The organism is Aliirhizobium sp. YIM B11859 (genome assembly GCF_057163345.1).
Genome location: NZ_JBXHAY010000002.1, coordinates 481,862 through 498,947, shown reverse-complemented (window position 1 = coordinate 498,947; position 17,086 = coordinate 481,862). Strand labels below are relative to the sequence as shown.

Annotated in this window: 16 protein-coding genes and 1 tRNA gene; 8 read left to right on the top strand and 9 right to left on the bottom strand. The window is 61.5% G+C overall.

Annotation, left to right across the window (positions count from 1 at the left end):
* Positions 1–18: 18 nt before the first annotated feature.
* On the bottom strand, positions 19–1,017 hold the full coding sequence (locus AC2GXZ_RS08705; RefSeq protein ID WP_483758756.1) for an acyltransferase family protein: 999 nt from the start codon (positions 1,015–1,017) through the stop codon (positions 19–21).
* 314 nt (positions 1,018–1,331) lie between these two features.
* On the opposite strand from AC2GXZ_RS08705, the gene AC2GXZ_RS08700 reads away from it, so the two are divergent.
* Positions 1,332–1,724: a GFA family protein gene (locus tag AC2GXZ_RS08700; RefSeq protein WP_483758755.1), complete on the top strand. Its 393-nt coding sequence runs from the start codon at positions 1,332–1,334 to the stop codon at positions 1,722–1,724.
* A gap of 41 nt (positions 1,725–1,765) precedes the next feature.
* On the opposite strand, the gene AC2GXZ_RS08695 is transcribed toward AC2GXZ_RS08700, so the two are convergent.
* Positions 1,766–1,839 (bottom strand) — tRNA-Gln (locus AC2GXZ_RS08695).
* Positions 1,840–2,107: 268 nt separating this feature from the next.
* On the opposite strand from AC2GXZ_RS08695, the gene AC2GXZ_RS08690 reads away from it, so the two are divergent.
* Positions 2,108–3,916 (top strand): Ppx/GppA phosphatase family protein, encoded by a 1,809-nt coding sequence (locus tag AC2GXZ_RS08690; RefSeq protein WP_483758754.1) that lies wholly within the window; start codon positions 2,108–2,110, stop codon positions 3,914–3,916.
* On the top strand, positions 3,913–4,650 hold the full coding sequence (locus tag AC2GXZ_RS08685) for an RlmE family RNA methyltransferase (protein ID WP_483758753.1): 738 nt from the start codon (positions 3,913–3,915) through the stop codon (positions 4,648–4,650). The genes AC2GXZ_RS08690 and AC2GXZ_RS08685 overlap by 4 nt, the downstream gene beginning before the upstream one ends.
* 4 nt (positions 4,651–4,654) lie before the next feature.
* Here the strand turns inward: AC2GXZ_RS08685 and AC2GXZ_RS08680 are convergent, their stop codons facing one another.
* Positions 4,655–6,067 (bottom strand): MFS transporter, encoded by a 1,413-nt coding sequence (locus AC2GXZ_RS08680; protein ID WP_483759386.1) that lies wholly within the window; start codon positions 6,065–6,067, stop codon positions 4,655–4,657.
* A gap of 325 nt (positions 6,068–6,392) precedes the next feature.
* Here AC2GXZ_RS08680 and AC2GXZ_RS08675 point away from each other — a divergent pair, with 325 nt between their 5' ends.
* Positions 6,393–7,385, top strand: coding sequence for an MBL fold metallo-hydrolase (locus tag AC2GXZ_RS08675; RefSeq protein ID WP_483758752.1), 993 nt, complete (start codon positions 6,393–6,395; stop codon positions 7,383–7,385).
* Positions 7,386–7,598: 213 nt separating this feature from the next.
* Here the strand turns inward: AC2GXZ_RS08675 and AC2GXZ_RS08670 are convergent, their stop codons facing one another.
* Complete coding sequence (locus AC2GXZ_RS08670; RefSeq protein ID WP_483758751.1) at positions 7,599–7,805, bottom strand: transcriptional regulator; 207 nt, start codon at positions 7,803–7,805, stop codon at positions 7,599–7,601.
* 239 nt (positions 7,806–8,044) lie between these two features.
* On the opposite strand from AC2GXZ_RS08670, the gene guaB reads away from it, so the two are divergent.
* The 3 genes from guaB (at position 8,045) to AC2GXZ_RS08655 (ending at position 10,591) form a co-directional block, all read left to right on the top strand.
* Positions 8,045–9,538 (top strand): IMP dehydrogenase, encoded by a 1,494-nt coding sequence (guaB, locus tag AC2GXZ_RS08665; protein WP_483758750.1) that lies wholly within the window; start codon positions 8,045–8,047, stop codon positions 9,536–9,538.
* Between the two features lie 170 nt (positions 9,539–9,708).
* Positions 9,709–10,077: a hypothetical protein gene (locus AC2GXZ_RS08660; RefSeq protein ID WP_483758749.1), complete on the top strand. Its 369-nt coding sequence runs from the start codon at positions 9,709–9,711 to the stop codon at positions 10,075–10,077.
* A 94-nt stretch (positions 10,078–10,171) separates the two neighbouring features.
* A complete protein-coding gene (locus AC2GXZ_RS08655; RefSeq protein ID WP_483758748.1) occupies positions 10,172–10,591 on the top strand; it encodes an MAPEG family protein in 420 nt (139 codons plus the stop codon).
* A gap of 46 nt (positions 10,592–10,637) precedes the next feature.
* Here the strand turns inward: AC2GXZ_RS08655 and AC2GXZ_RS08650 are convergent, their stop codons facing one another.
* Together AC2GXZ_RS08650 and AC2GXZ_RS08645 are read right to left on the bottom strand one after the other, a co-directional pair.
* The gene (locus AC2GXZ_RS08650; RefSeq protein WP_483758747.1) at positions 10,638–11,540 is read right to left on the bottom strand and encodes a hydrogen peroxide-inducible genes activator; all 903 of its coding nucleotides are present in this window, start codon (positions 11,538–11,540) and stop codon (positions 10,638–10,640) included.
* 96 nt (positions 11,541–11,636) lie between these two features.
* Positions 11,637–12,587 carry a LysR substrate-binding domain-containing protein gene (locus tag AC2GXZ_RS08645; protein WP_483758746.1) on the bottom strand — a complete coding sequence of 317 codons (951 nt, stop codon included), beginning with the start codon at positions 12,585–12,587 and terminating at the stop codon, positions 11,637–11,639.
* A 191-nt stretch (positions 12,588–12,778) separates the two neighbouring features.
* Here AC2GXZ_RS08645 and AC2GXZ_RS08640 point away from each other — a divergent pair, with 191 nt between their 5' ends.
* Positions 12,779–13,093, top strand: coding sequence for a DUF1127 domain-containing protein (locus AC2GXZ_RS08640; protein ID WP_483758745.1), 315 nt, complete (start codon positions 12,779–12,781; stop codon positions 13,091–13,093).
* Positions 13,094–13,224: 131 nt separating this feature from the next.
* Here the strand turns inward: AC2GXZ_RS08640 and AC2GXZ_RS08635 are convergent, their stop codons facing one another.
* The 3 genes from AC2GXZ_RS08635 to AC2GXZ_RS08625 form a co-directional block, all read right to left on the bottom strand.
* Entirely contained in the window at positions 13,225–14,598 is a 1,374-nt protein-coding gene (locus AC2GXZ_RS08635; protein ID WP_483758744.1) for a glutamate--cysteine ligase, read from the bottom strand.
* Between the two features lie 138 nt (positions 14,599–14,736).
* The gene (locus tag AC2GXZ_RS08630; RefSeq protein WP_483758743.1) at positions 14,737–15,474 is read right to left on the bottom strand and encodes a 16S rRNA (uracil(1498)-N(3))-methyltransferase; all 738 of its coding nucleotides are present in this window, start codon (positions 15,472–15,474) and stop codon (positions 14,737–14,739) included.
* A gap of 12 nt (positions 15,475–15,486) precedes the next feature.
* A complete protein-coding gene (locus AC2GXZ_RS08625) occupies positions 15,487–16,992 on the bottom strand; it encodes an inorganic phosphate transporter (protein WP_483758742.1) in 1,506 nt (501 codons plus the stop codon).
* Positions 16,993–17,086: the final 94 nt, after the last annotated feature.

Genomic DNA, 17,086 nt, shown 5'->3' with positions numbered 1-17,086 from the left:
ACCCTGATCGGTCAAGGCTCAGATCGTCTCCATTTTCGGCTTCAGTCGGTTCTCCTGCACGCTTCGTGGTGCCAGCGGTTTCGATATTTTCTTCAGATAGGCGATCAGCGGCTTTTCGACGAGCTTGTGCAGGCAGATCGATGCGATGACCGCGACGACGACGCTCAGCACGCCGCCGGCAAGCCCCGGCGCCACGAGCTTGTGGACGAAGGAAATCACGACCCCGTGGATGAGGTAAAGCGCATAGGATGCATCACCCACGATCGCGAGCGGCGCCAGCAGCCTGTCCGGCCATCCTCCCGCTCTTTCCAGCCAGATGCAGCCGGTTACCAGCAGAAATGCCGGCAGTCCCCAGAACAGCAGCCGGTATTGCTCGCTCTCGCCATTGATCCATTCGGCCAGAGCAAAACCGGCGACGGCAAGTATGATCGCGGCAATTCCGCCTGGCCGTGAACTGAACGTCAGCCGCGACAGGACCAGACCGGCGGCAAATTCGATCAGCAACACCGATGTCCACAATTCCAGGGCCGGAATGGTCGGTGCGGTCAGCTGTCCCGCCAGCACGAGCAGGCCAAGTGCCGTGACGGTGAACAGCAGCGGCGCCCGCAATGCCAGGCCGACGGCGAAAACCACATAAAACAGCATTTCCAGATTGAGCGTCCATCCGACGACCAGAAGCGGCGCGATAAGGCCGGTGCCATCCACATAGGGAATGAAGAGCAGCGATTTCCAGAGCTGGTCCAGCGTGAAGGTGAATGTGGCAAACACGCCGAACATCGCACCAAGGCACATGACCAGCGTCATCGCCCAGTATAGCGGCACGATCCGCACGATGCGATTGTAGAGAAAGTGACCGGGTGTCGTATCCATCGCCACCGTTCCCATGATAAACCCGGAAATGACGAAGAATATATCGACACCGGCAGCGCTGACATACAGTTTCACACCCGGATAATGGCAGGCCACGATCATCAGGGCGGCAATGGCCCTCAGGAATTGTACGGAATTCAGCTTCACGGTACTGTCTCCAGCTACGATTTGTAGTTGAGGATAGAGCGAAGATACGTTTGAAGCGATCCAAAAGTTAATAAATAGTTAATTATAGGGGCAGGCACCCGCGTCCTCTGCCGCCGTCCATGGTATCGCCTCGCTTGCTGTCGCCGATCCGAAAGGGCGCCTTGCCGCCTTGCCCGTTCCGACCGAGATCGCGCCCCGGAACGCGGCCGCCGGGCTTCCGCGCAATCCGCAGCCGATCGCGCCGGGTACCGTCTCCCCTTCCTGTGCCGGCGCCCTAATTGCTGTCCCGTTGCAGATAGGGCAGGGAGAGACGCATGGAACGGTTCACCGGCGGATGCCTCTGCGGCAATATCCGTTTCGTGGCAACGGGCAGGCCCTACAGGGTCGGCATCTGTCATTGTCTCGATTGCCGCAAACACCATGGCGCGCTTTTCCATGCCTCGGCGATTTTTGCCGATCGCGCGGTGATGGTCGACGGCGAAACGCAACATTATGCCGAAAGGCATTTCTGCCCACGCTGCGGTTCACCGGTCTTCGGCCGCTCCGGTGATGAGGTGGAGGTCAATCTCGGATCGCTCGACGTGCCGGACCTTTTTACCCCGACTTACGAACTCTGGACCATCCGCCGCGAATCCTGGCTCCCGCCATTTCCCGTAAAACGGGGCTATGAACGCAACCGCGAGACGACCGGCAGGCACGAAGAATAAGCGCCACGCGCCTTGGTGGTCATTATAACTGGAAGGAGAATTGGCTGGGGAACCTGGATTCGAACCAAGATTAACGGAGTCAGAGTCCGACGTTCTACCGTTGAACTATTCCCCAGCAGGATCAGCCGTTGACCGGCTCATCTGGTGTGCGGCGCTTATAACCAAACCTTCGCAACTTGCAAATACTTTTTTGAGAAAAATTTGCAGTGGTCGTCAAAAGGCGCCGGCGGCCTGTGGAAGGCCGGGGCAGGGCCATCCCGGCTGTGGCCAGAAAAAGGCATTGGCGAACTGCTCCGTCGCTGTTATCCTTGGGACAACGAAACAATCAGACGCTGCAGCGTGCCTCTTCGAGGTTGTGCGCGGCGAAATGGATAGAGCGACCAATGGACCCCGATAGCGGCGACAAGCCGCCAAACGGTGGGGCGTCGGCGGCCAGGAGCGAGGTTGGAAAGCCACCTCGCCGCAGGAAGGGAAAGCGCGGCGGCAAGAACCGCAATGCGTCTTCCCATAATCATGCGTCACCGGTCCAAGAGACCGGTCAGGCTGCGCGCCCGGAAAACACCACGCAGGATCAGCCTGCGCGAAAGCGCAAGCGCAGACGGTCTCGTTCAGGCGCCCGGCCGGGCGATGATGCGCCCCATTCAACAGCGGCAGGCTCCGGATCGACCTCCGGCGCCGGCCGGCAGCAGACTGAAGCGCGCGCAGCGTCCGGCGGCGCGTCGTCGCAGGCCCAGGCTTTTGGCAATTCCGGTCAGAATAGCCAGAACCAGAACGGTCAGAACCAGAACGGCGAAGGCCCTCACGGTAAGGTGCGCCACGGGGATGCGAACGGTTCCCCCGTACCGCATGCCCCCGGCAATCCCGCAGGCTCCAAAGGCCGTAATCGTCGAAAGAAGAACCGCGCCGGCCGAGGTCTGCAGGGGCGGCCGCTGGTGCAGGCGCGTGATGCCCATGCTCGTGATGGTCAGGCGCGCGATGCCCAGGGCAGGGACAGTCAGCCGAAGGGGCACGCGAAGGGTGCGTCCGGCAGGAATGGGCTTTCCGGCACCTCCCAACCCGCCCTTGCCCGCGCCGTTTATGGACAGTCGCTGGACAGGACCGCGGCCGAGCTTGCCGCCCTACAAGGCGCCGAATCTGGCCTTCCGTTCCATGATGATCTTTATGCCGCGCTCGATCTCGGCACCAACAATTGCCGCCTGCTGATTGCCCAGCCGACACGCCCCGGCCATTTCCGCGTCATTGATGCCTTTTCGCGCATCGTCCGTCTCGGTGAAGGGCTTGCGGCGACCGGTCGGCTGTCGAACGACGCCATGGACCGGGCCGTCGAGGCGCTGCGCATCTGCGCCTCCAAGCTTTCCGCCAAGCCGATCCGCAAAATGCGGTTGATCGCCACGGAGGCCTGCCGGGCTGCCGAAAACGGTGATGAGTTTTTAGCGCGCGTCATCGCCGAAACCGGGCTTCAGCTGGAAGTCATCGATCGCGAGACGGAAGCGCGGCTTGCCGTTTCCGGTTGCTCTTCGCTGGTCGGCCGCGAGGCACGATCCATCGTGCTGTTCGATATCGGCGGCGGCTCGTCGGAAATTGCCGTCATCAGCATCGGCGACAATCGTTCCTCAAGGCTTGCCAACCATATCACCCACTGGACCTCTCTGCCCGTCGGTGTCGTCACCCTGTCGGAACGTTACGGCGGCCGCGATGTCTCGCCCGATATCTTCGAGGCGATGGTCTCGGAAGTGGCGGGCATGTTGTCGAAATTCGATTGCCCGCCGATTTCTCCCTCGGGCAGGCGGAGTGCCGATCACGATTTCCACCTCATCGGCACATCGGGCACGGTCACGACGCTTGCCGGTGTGCATCTCGATCTGCCGCGTTACGATCGCCGCAGGGTGGACGGTCTCTGGCTGTCGGATGACGAGGTTTCGGCCATGCAGGCAAAACTGTTGTCCTGGGATTTTGCCGGCCGCGCCGCCAATCCCTGCATCGGCCCGGACCGCGCCGATCTGGTTCTTGCCGGCTGCGCCATCCTGGAGGCGATCCGTCGCCGCTGGCCGAGCCCGAGAATGCGGGTGGCCGATCGCGGCCTGCGCGAAGGTCTGCTGACCGATATGATGGCCGATGACGGCGTCTGGCGGCGTGCGCGCCCGCGCAGATCCGGTGCGGCAAACTCCGAAGAGGTTTTGAGGCGGCGATGACCAAACCACCTGTAGGCATCAACCGGACGGGCCGCAAGCTCGGCCAGAAGGTCAAGAAGGGCAAGCTGAAGGCGTCGTCGCGCCGTTGGTTGGAGCGCCATATCAACGACCCTTACGTCCAGCGGGCAAAGCTCGAGGGGTATCGTGCCCGCGCGGCCTTCAAGCTCCTGGAGATCGACGAGAAACATCAGATCCTGAAAGGTGCCAGGCGCATCATCGATCTGGGTGCCGCACCGGGCAGCTGGTCGCAGATCGCCGCCAAGGTGACGAATTCGACCGACGAGGACCCGCGTGTGGCGGCAATCGACTTCCTCGAAGTCGATCCCTTGCCGGGGGTCAGGATCCTGCAGCTCGACTTCCTTGATGACGATGCCCCGCGCCAGCTGATGGAAGCGATCGGCGGCGTGCCCAATCTCGTGCTGTCCGATATGGCGGCCCCGACCACCGGCCACCACCGGACCGACCATCTGCGCACAATGCATCTGTGTGAAGTTGCGGCGCATTTTGCCATCGAGGTGCTGGCCGAAGGCGGGCACTTTCTGGCAAAAACCTTCCAAGGCGGCACCGAGCGGGAACTGCTCGATCTCCTGAAGAAGAACTTCAAGCAGGTCGTCCATGTGAAACCTGCCTCGTCGCGCCAGGAATCGGTCGAGATGTTCCTGCTTGCCAAGCACTTCAAGGGCCGCAGGGTTTCGGAAGTGGAAGAGGGCACGGAAGATCAGTCGGAAGACTGAAGCCTTACTCCCCGGCCTCCGGCTGTACGGCGGCCGGGCGCCGGGCGTGATGGCCCGATACATCGGCCCCCGTCAAAGGGTCGAGCTTGAAGATCGGGATGATCGAGAACAGCGACACCGCCGCCACCACGAAGAAGGCGATGTGGAAATCGCCAAGCTGCAGATGGCCGCCGGAAAAGCCCGACGAGATTTCCAGGATGAAGGCGGCAAACGCCACGCCGAGCGCCAAGCTCACCTGCTGGAACACCGAGGCGATCGAGGTCGCCTGGCTCGCCTGCGCGTCGGAGATTTCCGAATAACCGAGCGCGTTGGCGCCGGTGAAGAACAGCGAGCGGAACAGGCCCGAAGCCAGCAGCGATCCGATGATCAGGATATGCGGTGTATCCGGGGTGAAGAAACCGTTCACCGCCGTTGCCACCGCGCCGAGCAATGCTGCAAACATCAGCGCCGTGCGGAAGCCGGTCAGCGCGAACACCCGCCTTGCAACGAATTTCACCGTCAGCGCGCCGATCGCGCCGGCAAAGGTGATGAGGCCCGACTGGAACGGGTTGAGGCCGAAGCCGAGCTGCAGCATCAGCGGCATCAGGAAAGGAATGGCGCCGGTTGCGATGCGGAACGTCGTGCCGCCGAGCGTCGAGGCGCGGAATGCCCGGTCGTTGAAGATCGTCAGGTTGAGGATCGGGTGCGGATGTCGCCGCGCATGGCGGATATAGAGGGCAAGGGCGGCAAAGCCGGCAAGTGTCGCACTGATGCCGACGGCCGGGGGAAGGGCCGGAAGCCCGATTACCGACAGGCCGAACACCACGCCGGCAGCCGAGATCGATGTCAGCACGAAGCCCGCCCAATCCATCTTCGGCGTTTCCATCCGCGGCACTTCGGGCAGGTACACGCCAGTCAGCCACAGGCCGAGAAGCCCGATCGGCACGTTGATGATGAAGATCCAGTGCCAGGAGAAATAGGTGGTGATGAACCCGCCGATCGGCGGTCCGGTCAACGGCCCGACAAGCGCTGGAATGGTCAGAAGCGCCATCGCCGAGACGAGTTCGCTGCGTTTGGTCGTTCTGAGCAGCACCAGCCGCCCGACCGGCGTCATCATCGCCCCGCCCATGCCCTGGAAGAAGCGCGACATGACGAACTGCAGCAGCGATTCGGAAATCGCGCAGAGGATCGAACCGACGACGAAGACGCAGATCGCCAGACGAAAAATCTTCTTGGCGCCGAACTTGTCCGACATCCATCCGCTGATTGGAATGAACATCGCCAGTGCCACCATATAGGAGGTCAGCGCCAGCTTCAGCGTGATCGGGCTGACGCCGAGGTCAAAGGCGATCGTTGGAAGCGCGGTGGCGATGACCGTCGAGTCCATCTGTTCCATGAACAATGCAACGGCGAGGATAAGCGGGATAATGCGGTTCATGGAAGCGGATGCCATTGGGTGACCGGCTCGACAGGCTGAGCCCGGAAGGCTCGTTTAAACCTGTAACGTCGTCCTGCCAATGGATGATCCCAGCCTTTCTTCAACCCGGCTCGCGCCAAGGTCACGTCTGCGTGAAAATCGGCTTTTGCAGCCTGACCATCGTCAACTTTTCGTCTCTCCGCGCTAGCTAGAGCATGTCTCCCGAAAGTGGTCACCGGTTTCGGGATAAAGACATGCGAAAAACAGGGAACTAAAGCACGGCAAGCGGATCTGAACGATCGCGACGTGCTTTAGGGCTGCTGGAACCAACACGAGGGAGTGGGACATGGCTGGATCAGGCATCGGAAGAAGAACATTGCTGGGCACGGCGGGCGTCACCCTGCTCGCTGCACCGGCAATCATCGGCAATCGGGCGGCCTTCGCCCAGGAGAAGCAGAAATTGGCAATCGATCGCATTACCCCGCCCGACACCCATAAGTTCAAGGTCGGCAGCTTCGAGGTTCTCGTCGTCAAGGATGGCGCCCGCGCCTCCGGCGTACCGAACGAGACCTTCGGCACCAACCAGTCGGCCGAGACCGTCGGCAAGCTGCTTGCTGACAACTTCCTTCCGACAGACCAGTTCGTCAACGGCTTCTCGCCGACCCTGATCGACACGGGTTCGGATGTCATCCTTTTCGATACGGGCTTCGGCAAGTCGGGGCGTTCCATGGGCACCGGTCGCCTGGTCGAAGGCATGGCGGCCGCTGGCTACATGCCGGCCGACGTCACCAAGGTGGTGCTCACCCATCTCCATGGCGACCATATCGGCGGCCTGATGGAAGACGGCAAGCCCGCCTTCGAGAACGCCAGCTACATTACCGGCAAGACGGAATACGACTTCTGGACGGATGCCGCCCGTGCCGGCACGCCGGCGGAAGGCAACCACAAGGCCGTGCTCGCCAATGTAAAGCCGCTCGCCGAAAAGATGACCTTCATCGGTGAGGGCGGCCAGGTCGCACCCGGTATCACCGGCATGCTGGCCGCCGGCCACACGCCCGGCATGATGATCTTCAACGTCGAATCCGCCGGCAAGCGACTGATCCTGACGGCCGATACCGCCAACCATTTCGTGCTCTCGCTGCAGCGCCCGGACTGGGAAGTGAAGTTCGACATGGACAAGGCGCAGGCCGCCGCGACGCGCAAAAAGGTCTTCGACATGATCGCCACCGACAAGGTTGCCTTCCTCGGCTACCACATGCCGTTCCCGGCGGTCGGTTATGCCGAAAAGCAGGAGACCGGTTATCGTTTCGTGCCGAAGAGCTACCAGTTCGACATCTGACCGGCAAACCGTCGAAGAAGCCTCTCCCCACAAGGGGAGGGCTTAACCCAGCCGAACTTCCCAAAGCCTGATTGGGTTTCGGTAGGTGCCGCTGGTCTTCTCCCTCTTGTGGGGGAGATGGCCGGCAGGACAGAGGGGGAGTGCGCGATCTGCAGAATTTTGTCCGCGCGCGGTCCTATTAAAACGTCGGACGCGCCGCGTTTTTTGGAGCAGCTACCGATCCTGCGGTTTTGGTCGGTTGGTCGGGATCGCGTAGTAACGAACCTCGTATTCCTCGATCAGGCGAGCAAGCGTATCGAAGTGGTCGGCGTCATTTGAGCCTTCCTCGGGTTCGTTTTCCATATAGCGGCGGATCTCTCTCAGCGCGGCGCTGTATTCTGCGTGACTTTCAAGTCTTTCGGCAGAACTCAAATCCAGCATGGCCTTGTCTCCGCCCGTCAACGTAGTCTCGTGCGTGGACCGGGTCCATGCAATGCGCTTTGCCGTGCGCTCAAGCTATGCAAACCCGTCTGGGCAGCCTCCCGGGGTTTTTCTATTTCCTTCCTGTCATGAACGTGTTACCAGCCCTCGCCAACTTCCAAGCATTTCATGCAGAAGCAGCCGGACAGAGGATTTCCTTTTTCCGGAGGATTCTGCCTATTCAACCGAAGGAATTGGCAATGGCACGGATCGTAATCTCGGCAACCGGCGCAGAAGCGCTCACCTTTGACGATGTGCTGCTCCAGCCGGGGCACTCGGAAATCATGCCGGGGCAGACCAATATCTCCACCCGCATCGCCAAGGACATTGATCTCTCGCTGCCGATCCTGTCGTCCGCGATGGACACTGTCACCGAAAGCCGTCTGGCGATCGCCATGGCACAGTCGGGCGGCATGGGCGTCATTCATCGCAATCTGACCCCGATCGAACAGGCCGAAGAGGTTCGTCAGGTCAAGAAGTTCGAAAGCGGCATGGTCGTCAATCCGGTGACGATCGGCCCCGACTCGACGCTCGCCGAAGCGCTTGCCCTGATGAAGGCGCATGGCATTTCCGGCATTCCGGTCGTCGAAAACGGCGGCCGCCCGGGTCGCCTCGTCGGCATCCTCACCAACCGCGACGTCCGTTTCGCCTCTGATCCGAACCAGAAGATCTTCGAACTGATGACCCGCGACAACCTGATCACGGTCAAGGATGGCGTCGAGCAGAGCGAAGCCAAGCGCCTTCTGCACTCGCACCGCATCGAGAAGCTGCTGGTGGTCGACAATGAAGGCCGTTGCATCGGCCTCATCACCGTCAAGGACATCGAGAAGTCGCAGCTCAACCCGAATGCCGCCAAGGATGCCCATGGCCGCCTGCGGGTCGCCGCCGCCATCTCCACCGGCCCCGATGGTGCCGAACGCGCTGAGCGCCTGATCGAGGCGGGCGTCGACGTCATCGTTGTCGATACCGCCCATGGTCACAGCCAGAAGGTTCTCGACGCGGTTGCCGCCACGCGCCTGATGTCGAACTCGGTTCGCATCATCGCCGGCAATGTCGCCACCTCGGAAGGCACCAAGGCGTTGATCGATGCCGGCGCTGACAGCATCAAGGTTGGTATCGGCCCGGGCTCGATCTGCACCACCCGCGTCGTTGCCGGTGTCGGCGTGCCGCAGCTCGCAGCCGTCATGGCGGCCGTCGAGGAAGCCAACAAGCACGGCATTCCGGTCATCGCCGATGGCGGCATCAAGTTTTCTGGCGATCTGGCCAAGGCGATTGCCGCCGGCGCCTCGGCCGTCATGGTCGGCTCGCTTCTCGCCGGCACCGATGAAAGCCCGGGTGAGGTCTATCTCTACCAGGGCCGTTCGTTCAAGGCCTATCGCGGCATGGGTTCCGTCGGTGCCATGGCCCGCGGTTCGGCAGACCGTTATTTCCAGGCCGAAGTACGCGACACCCTGAAGCTCGTGCCGGAAGGCATCGAGGGCCAGGTTCCTTACAAGGGTCCGGTCTCGGCCGTGCTGCATCAGCTCGCCGGCGGCCTCAAGGCTGCCATGGGGTATGTCGGCGGCAAGGATATCAAGGATTTCCAGGAAAAGGCGACCTTCGTGCGCATTTCCGGCGCCGGTCTCCGCGAAAGCCACCCGCATGGCGTAACCATCACCCGCGAAAGCCCGAACTATCCGGGTGCCGGTTCTTAATCTCCTTCGAGGTTTCGCAGTGTATCGAACGGCCGGTCAGCAATGCCCGGCCGTTTTCTTTACCAGTCGCGCAGCTTTAGTCACGCCCCGGCTGTCCGTCCCGTATCCGCAAGCAAGAACTCTGGTATCATCTCATGATCGGCAACGACCGATTGATGGGAGGAACTTTCGTGAAAACAATTCTTGCTGCGGCTCTCCTTGGCGCCGTGTTCATTACCCCGGCACAGGCACAGTCGGTCCATGAAGGAACCTACAAGATAGACGGTACCAATCTCGACGGTTCGGCTTATGGCGGTACCGCCGAGATCAAGCTGACCAGCGAGACGACCTGCTCCATCCAGTGGAAGACGGGTTCGGGCAAAAAGGCCACCTCGACCGGTATCTGCATGCTCTACGAGAATGCCTTCGCTGCGGGCTATGTCCTTGAAGGCGAGGTCGGCCTTGTCGTCTATGAGGTCAAGGACGACGGCACGCTCGAGGGCGCCTGGACCATATCCGGCCAGGACGGCTCCGGTACCGAGACGCTCACCCCGCAATAGGAGCGCCAAGGGTCAGCAGCTTGGTCGGACCGCCGGCGCCCGGTTGTCGCAGGCTGCCGCTTGCACTATTGGTTCTCCAACTTCAGGAGAATCCATGCTTTCTACCAATGCAACGCTCTGGCCGATGATCGCGCACGCAGCGCTCGTCTTCTTCCTCTATTGGCGTCTGTCGGTCCAACGTATATCCGCGGTCAGAAGTGGTAGTGTCCAGGCCAGCCAGTTTCGCGAAAATCTCGAAGAGCCGCCGCAAAGCCTGCTGGTCCACAACAATCTGAAGAACCAGTTCGAGCTTCCGGTGCTGTTTTACGCCGTCAGCCTGACGCTGTACGCCTCGACTGCCGACAATTGGGGAACGGTCGCGCTCGGCTGGCTGTTCGTCCTGTCGCGTTATGTCCACTCCTACGTCCACCTGACCAGCAACCGCCTGCGTTACCGCCGGCCGGCCTTCATGCTCGGTTTCCTGACGCTTATCGTCATGTGGCTCTGGATGGCCGTCTGGCTTGCACTGAACTAGAGAAGTTCCGGCAAAAGTGCTTAGCGGTTTTGCGTCCGGAACTGCTCTAGCCCTCGAGCGCGACAGCCGCGCAGGCCGTCACGGCTTGCGCCAGCGCTGCCATATCCTCTGCCCTCCCGCTCGATTTGCGCCAGATCAGCCCGATCTCGCGGGAAGGGGCGGGATCGGCGAAGGGCACGATCTTCAGGTTGTTGCGGGCGGTTTCGGATGAAACCGCCATTTCGGGGATCAGCGTCATTCCCATGTCATGGGATACCATCTGCAACAGCGTCGCCATCGAGGTGGCGCCGAAATTGACAAGGCTGCGCTTGCCCGCTGCACCGCAGACGGCCAGCGCCTGATCGCGCAGGCAGTGGCCTTCCTCAAGCAGCAGCAACCGGTCGCCATCCACCTGGTTTTCGGTCATCGGCGAGATCAGCACGTCGCTGTCATTATTGGCCATAGCCATGAAAAACCGGTCGGCAAACAACCCGCGTGTCTCCAGCGTATCGGCTTCCACCGGCAAGGCCGCGATCACCGCATCAAGCCGCCCGTCGGTCAGTTCCGCGACCAGCCGGTCGGTCACCGCTTCCTTCAGCTCGATCTCGATCTCGGGATAGGCGCAGCGCAGATGAGGGATCAGCTTCGGCACCAGATAAGGCGCGACCGTCGGAATGATGCCGATGCGGATCGGCCCGGCCAGTATCCCGCTCTTGCGTCTTGCCGTTTCCTCCAGTTCGTCCACCGCTCCGAGGATGACGCGGATGCGGGCCAGAACCTCTGTGCCCTTGGCGGTCAGAAGCACGCCTGATCGGTTACGCTCCACCAGCCGGGCGCCGAGATGCTCTTCCAGCTCCATGATCTGGGTGGACAGTGCCGGCTGGCTGACATGCACCATCTCGGCCGCCTTGCCGAAATGCCGCGCAACCGCCAGCGCCTCGAAATAGCGCATCTGGCGCAGGGTGAGCATGATAATTTATTCCGATCGAGACTGATCAATATCGAGATCGCAGGTTATGGCGACTTGTATCCCGATTCAATGAAAATACCGACATCGAGTGCTTCTTCACCACCCGGTCGTCATCAACTGCCCTGAACGGCTGCGCGCCTGGCGGTGATTTTTCACCTCGCCGTCAAGATCGTCCGGGATTGCCGTCGGCGAGATGTTGTCGAGGCAGGCGGTGATATGGTCGGTGATGGCGTTCATCAGCGATGGCGAAAGGCCAGGCCGCTTCATCAGGCCGATCTGCACCGGCGGCAGCGGCGGAAACCCGTCGGCGGCTGTCAGCACCTTCATGCCGGGGCGCAATGCCGATTCCGGCAGCACCGAGACTGCCATGCCGGCAAGCACGGCCGCCGCAACCACGGTCGATGACCAGCTGGTGAACAGAACCTGATATTCGCGCCCATCGGCATCGAGCGCCGAGCAGGCGAGCTGCCGCCACAGACAGTCACGCCGCCCGAGCGCCAGCGGCACCGGCGCATCGTCGCGCAATGGATGGTTGGCCGAGGCAACCCAGCAGAGCGGCTCGGTCCGCACCACGTCGGAAATCCGCTGTCGCGGGTTATGGGTCACGAGCGCGATGTCCAGCTCGCCGCGAGCCATCTTTTCGCCGAGGCTCATCGATGGCTCGCAGACGATATAGAGTTCGACATTCGGATGGGTCTTGGCAAACCGGCCGATGATTTCCGGCATGTAGCGATCGGCATAGTCGTCCGGCGTGCCGATGCGGATCGTGCCTTCCAGCCGGTTGTCGTCGAAAGCGGCGATCGCCTCGTTGTTGAGCCTGATGATCCGCCGTGCGTAATTCATCAGCTTTTCGCCCTCGGCGGTCAGCCGGTTGCCGCGCCCGTCCTTGGCAAACAGCCGCTTGCCGATCCTCTCCTCCAGTCGGCGCATCTGCATCGACACGGCCGATTGGGTCTTGAACACGCGGTCGGCCGCCTTGGTGAAGCTGCCGGTGTCGATGATGGCGATGAACGTATGCAACTGATCTATATCGAGCGGTGCGGACATGGGCGGCATCCATCAGTGAAGTTGATAAACATCATTAGAAACATTCGTTGGACTGATCAATAAGATTTGCCGATAACACCTGCAATTCTCGATCAGAGACGCTTCAGCCGAAGCGCCAAGTTTCACCGTCATCCCGCCCGCTCACCGCGGCGGGCGACACCTGCCCGTGCCCGACGATCAAGGAGATTACGATGAGCACGACCGAATGCGGAACTGAAATCAAGCTTGTTAAGGCGCCCGCCATTGCCCCGGCCGGCCTCGTTCAGGTCATCGGCACGGCTGTGCTGGTGCGTATCAGCTCCGCATGGCGTGCCGTCAGCAATCGCGTGGCGGCGAATGCCTTGTCGGATTTTGATGATCGGATGCTCGACGATATCGGACTTAGCCGCCGTGATGTCGTTGCTGCACTCGATCATTCCGGCGCCCTGGACGATCCGTCCCTGCTTCTGGCAAGGGCGGCCCGCGAGCGCGCCCGCACGCGGTTTACGCGCACCGCCAGACGCTGAGACCGCGTGCCCATTTTCCCCGCAGGGTGATAGCCAATAACCCTGCCTCTTGCCCGGCCCGGACACCCGCGCCGGGCCTTTTTTATGTTTCGTGACCGGATAAAAAAAGCCCGCCGAAGCGGGCTTTTCGATCAGTATTTGAACGCCTCGAACACCGGTTCGACCGAGCCGTTCCAGCGGCCGTTGAAAAGCGCCAGCAGGTCTTCGGCAAACGTTGCCTTGTTTGCCAGAACCTCTTCGAGTGGCGACAGGAATATGCTTTCGTCCTCGCCCTTGGCATTCAGCTTCGCGCGGGCCTTCAGGCCGGCGCTGGAGATGGCAACCGTTTCGCGCGCCACATCCAGAACCGGGCGTCCCTTGATTGTCGCCTTCAGACCTTCGGCCGGCACGGCGTCGCGCATCGCAACCACGTCCTCGAAAGTCCAGTCCGCCGTCAGCGCATCGGCATCGGCAAGTGCCGCATCGTCGTAGAGCAGGCCGACCCAGAAGGCCGGCAATGCGGAAATGTAACCGAGCGGACCGCAATCGGCCCCGCGCATCTCGAGGAACCGTTTCAGGCGCACGTCCGGGAACAGCGTCGACAGGTGGTTCGTCCAGTCGCCCATATTCGGCTGCCAGTCGGCGACCTCACCCTTCAGCGCGCCGGCCATGAACTGGCGGAAGGTCACATGCGTGCAGTCGTGATATTTGCCGTCGCGGACGATGAAATACATCGGCACGTCGAGTGCCCATTCCACATAGTTTGCAAATCCGAAATCAGGGTTGAAAACGAACGGCAGGCTGCCGGAGCGCCGGTTGTCGGTGTCGCGCCAGATATCGCCGCGCCAGGATTGAAGCCCGTTCGCCTTGCCTTCGGTAAACGGTGATGAGGCAAACAGCGCGGTCGCGATCGACTGCAGTTTCATCGAGACCCGCATCTTCTTGGCCATGTCGGCTTCCGACGAGAAGTCGAGATTAACCTGGATCGTGCAGGTGCGGTACATCATGTCGAGACCCTTCGCGCCGACCTTCGGCATGTAGCGGGTCATGATGTCGTAGCGGGATTTCGGCATGCGCGGGGTGTCGGAGAGCGACCATTTGGGGCTGCCGCCGAGACCAAGGAAGGAAATCCCCATCGGCTCGGCGATTTCCTTGACCAGCGCCATGTGCTCGTCGGTTTCCCGACAGGTCTGGTGGATCGTTTCAAGCGGCGCGCCGGAAAGCTCGAACTGGCCGCCGGGCTCGATCGAGATCGCACCCATTCCATGCTGTTCGCCGAGTCCGATAATGTTGGCGCCGTCCATGATCGGCTCCCAGCCGAGCCTGTCCTGCATGCCTTTCAGAAGCGCCGAAATGCTGGCATCGCCGGAATACGGCACGGGACCGTTATCCTTGGTGAAGAAGGCAAACTTTTCGTGTTCCGTCCCGATGCGGAATTTATCTTTTGCCCGCGATCCCTCTGCCATGTAGGCGGAAAGCTCGGACACCGAGGAAAGCGGTGTCTGGTCGGTCGTATCGCGCGCCATGAAAATACCCTGGTCTGGACAAACGTCCGGCTGCTTGAACCGATTTCATCTGCGGTGCAAGCGAATTTGTTTCAAGATCGGTTCAGAAAAAGACGCCCATCTCTTGCTGTTTGGCAAGATGCGGGGCCGATATTTTCTTCAGCGCCAATCCCCGATTGCAGCCTGCACGACGGCGAGCGCCGCAACCGCTGCCGTATCCGCCCTCAATATCCGTGGCCCGAGCGGGATGGCGGTGACGAAGGGCAGCGAGCGCAGCAGCGCGCGTTCCTCCTCCGAAAACCCACCTTCGGGGCCAACCAGCAGCGCCAGCTTCGTTTCCGTGACCCTGGCGAGGATCGGCAGCGGGTTCTGGCCCTCGTCGCCCTCATCGCAATAGATGATCCGCCGGTCAGCCGGCCAGCGGTCCAGCAGGTCCGTCAGTTTGCAGGGTTGCGAAACCTCGGGGATTGACAATACGCCGCATTGTTCCGCCGCCTCTGTGACGTTGGCGCGAAGCCTGTCGAGATTGGTGATCTTGCCCTGCACATGCTGGGTCATCACGGGTTGCAGCAGGCCGGCGCCCATCTCCACCGCCTTCTGGATGAGATAATCCAGCCGGCCGACTTTCAGCGGCGCAAACAGGTAATGCAGCTCCGGCATCTCGGGCTGCGGACGCGTCTGCTCGGCCAGTTCCAGCACGATCTTCTTGCGGCTCGGGAAGGCGAGATGTGCCAGCCATTCGCCGTCGCAACCGTTGAACACCAGCACCTTGGCGCCGGTTTCCAGCCGCAGCACATTGGCCAGATAGTTGAACTGTTCGGCCGAAACCTCATGACGGGTTTGCGGCCCAAGCGGAGTGTCGATGAAAAGCCTTTGCAGGCGGAAATTGGCGCGCACGGGTCGTGCTCCTTACAGAAACAGCGTGAACATAACCGTCGCAATGACCGCTGCAAGACCTGCCGCTGCCGGAAGTGTCACCATCCATGCCGCAACGATGCTCAGCATATGCGAGCGTCGCACCAGATAGCGGCGTTTCAGCTCATCATCGTTCCGCTCGAAAGGCTCGATCCTGTCCGGCTCCTTGCCTGCGCGCACCCGCATATATTCGAAACGGCGCCTTGAATTGCGGGTGTACCATTCGCGAAACAGCCCGACGCCGAACACGGCGCCGACGGCGATATGGGTGGAAGAAACCGGCAGTCCGGCCCATGACGCGACGATCACGGTCAGCGCCGTCGACAGCGATACACAATAGGCCCGCATCGGATTGAGCTTGGTGATCTCGGCACCGACCAGCCGCACCAGTTTCGGCCCGTAGAGCAACAGGCCGAGTGAAATGCCAAGCCCACCGATGACGAGTTCCCATGTCGGGACATGGACATTGCCCGAAAGACCGCCCTGCGTCGCCGAAACGATTGCGGCAAGTGGCCCGATCGCGTTCGACACGTCGTTTGCCCCATGCGCAAACGACATCAAGGCGGCCGACAGGATGAGCGGGATGCGGAACAGTTTTCGCAGCGACTGGTTGCGGTTCTCCAACCCCTCCGCCTGCCGGGCGATCACCGGGATCAGTGCCCGCCAGGAGACCAGTCCGCTGACAATCGCGATGCCGGTGGCCGACAGCGGGGAGCGGCTGAGGAACTGGTCGAAACCGATCAGTGCCACAAAACCGGAAAATGCCCCCGTCATGATGCCGATCAGCACCGGCACCCAGGTTTTCGCCGCCCCGATCTTGTCGTCCCGGTAGATGATCGTTTCCTTGACGGCCCACAGGAAGCCCGCAGCGATCAGGCCTCCGAGCAGCGGCGAGATCACCCAGCTTGCGGTAATGCCGACGACCATCTCCCAGTTCACCGCACTGAAACCGGCAGCGGCGATGCCGGCCCCCATCACGCTGCCGACGATCGAATGGGTGGTGGAAATCGGCGCCCCGGCCCAGGTGGCGAGATTGACCAGCACCGCCGCCGACAATATCGCCGCCATCATTGTCCAGATCAGCACGTCCGGGCTTGCAACCGCCGTCTCCGCCATGATGCCGCTGGCGATCGTGTGGACCACGCCGCCACCGGCAAGCACGGCGCCTGCGACCTCGAACACCGCAGCGAGCGCCAGCCCGAAACCCATCGTCATGGCACGCGCACCGACGGCTGCGCCGATATTGTTGGTGACGTCGTTGGCGCCGATATTCATCGCCATGTAGCCGGCAAGCGCCGCCGCCGAGATGATGATCATCGCGCCGGGTTTTCCGGTAACATAGGAGGAGGCGAAAATCGCGGTGAGGATGATGAACAGCAGCGCCGTGCCGGGCGCCGCCAGCCCACGCGACATCTGCCGCGCGGCGTCCTCCACCGACGATACTTTATCCAGATCCTTGTCGAGCGTCGGTTTGGTCAGACGCGGCTTCTGTGGGGCCATGTTCTTTATCGGTAAGGCGTTTTTTATCGGCAAGGAAAAGCGCCTGGAACGATCGCGTTCCGGCCGCATAAAGCCTTTTAGCGCCTGCTTTTGA

Coding starts and splice junctions, on each gene's coding strand:
- AC2GXZ_RS08680 (WP_483759386.1), bottom strand. CDS start 6,067: ATGAACCGCATTATCCCGCTTATCCTCGCCGTTGCATTGTTCATGGAA.
- AC2GXZ_RS08670 (WP_483758751.1), bottom strand. CDS start 7,805: ATGCTGGATTTGAGTTCTGCCGAAAGACTTGAAAGTCACGCAGAATAC.
- AC2GXZ_RS08650 (WP_483758747.1), bottom strand. CDS start 11,540: ATGCTCACCCTGCGCCAGATGCGCTATTTCGAGGCGCTGGCGGTTGCG.
- guaB (WP_483758750.1), top strand. CDS start 8,045: ATGGCACGGATCGTAATCTCGGCAACCGGCGCAGAAGCGCTCACCTTT.
- AC2GXZ_RS08645 (WP_483758746.1), bottom strand. CDS start 12,587: ATGTCCGCACCGCTCGATATAGATCAGTTGCATACGTTCATCGCCATC.
- AC2GXZ_RS08700 (WP_483758755.1), top strand. CDS start 1,332: ATGGAACGGTTCACCGGCGGATGCCTCTGCGGCAATATCCGTTTCGTG.
- AC2GXZ_RS08625 (WP_483758742.1), bottom strand. CDS start 16,992: ATGGCCCCACAGAAGCCGCGTCTGACCAAACCGACGCTCGACAAGGAT.
- AC2GXZ_RS08690 (WP_483758754.1), top strand. CDS start 2,108: ATGGACCCCGATAGCGGCGACAAGCCGCCAAACGGTGGGGCGTCGGCG.
- AC2GXZ_RS08685 (WP_483758753.1), top strand. CDS start 3,913: ATGACCAAACCACCTGTAGGCATCAACCGGACGGGCCGCAAGCTCGGC.
- AC2GXZ_RS08635 (WP_483758744.1), bottom strand. CDS start 14,598: ATGGCGCGCGATACGACCGACCAGACACCGCTTTCCTCGGTGTCCGAG.
- AC2GXZ_RS08675 (WP_483758752.1), top strand. CDS start 6,393: ATGGCTGGATCAGGCATCGGAAGAAGAACATTGCTGGGCACGGCGGGC.
- AC2GXZ_RS08655 (WP_483758748.1), top strand. CDS start 10,172: ATGCTTTCTACCAATGCAACGCTCTGGCCGATGATCGCGCACGCAGCG.
- AC2GXZ_RS08640 (WP_483758745.1), top strand. CDS start 12,779: ATGAGCACGACCGAATGCGGAACTGAAATCAAGCTTGTTAAGGCGCCC.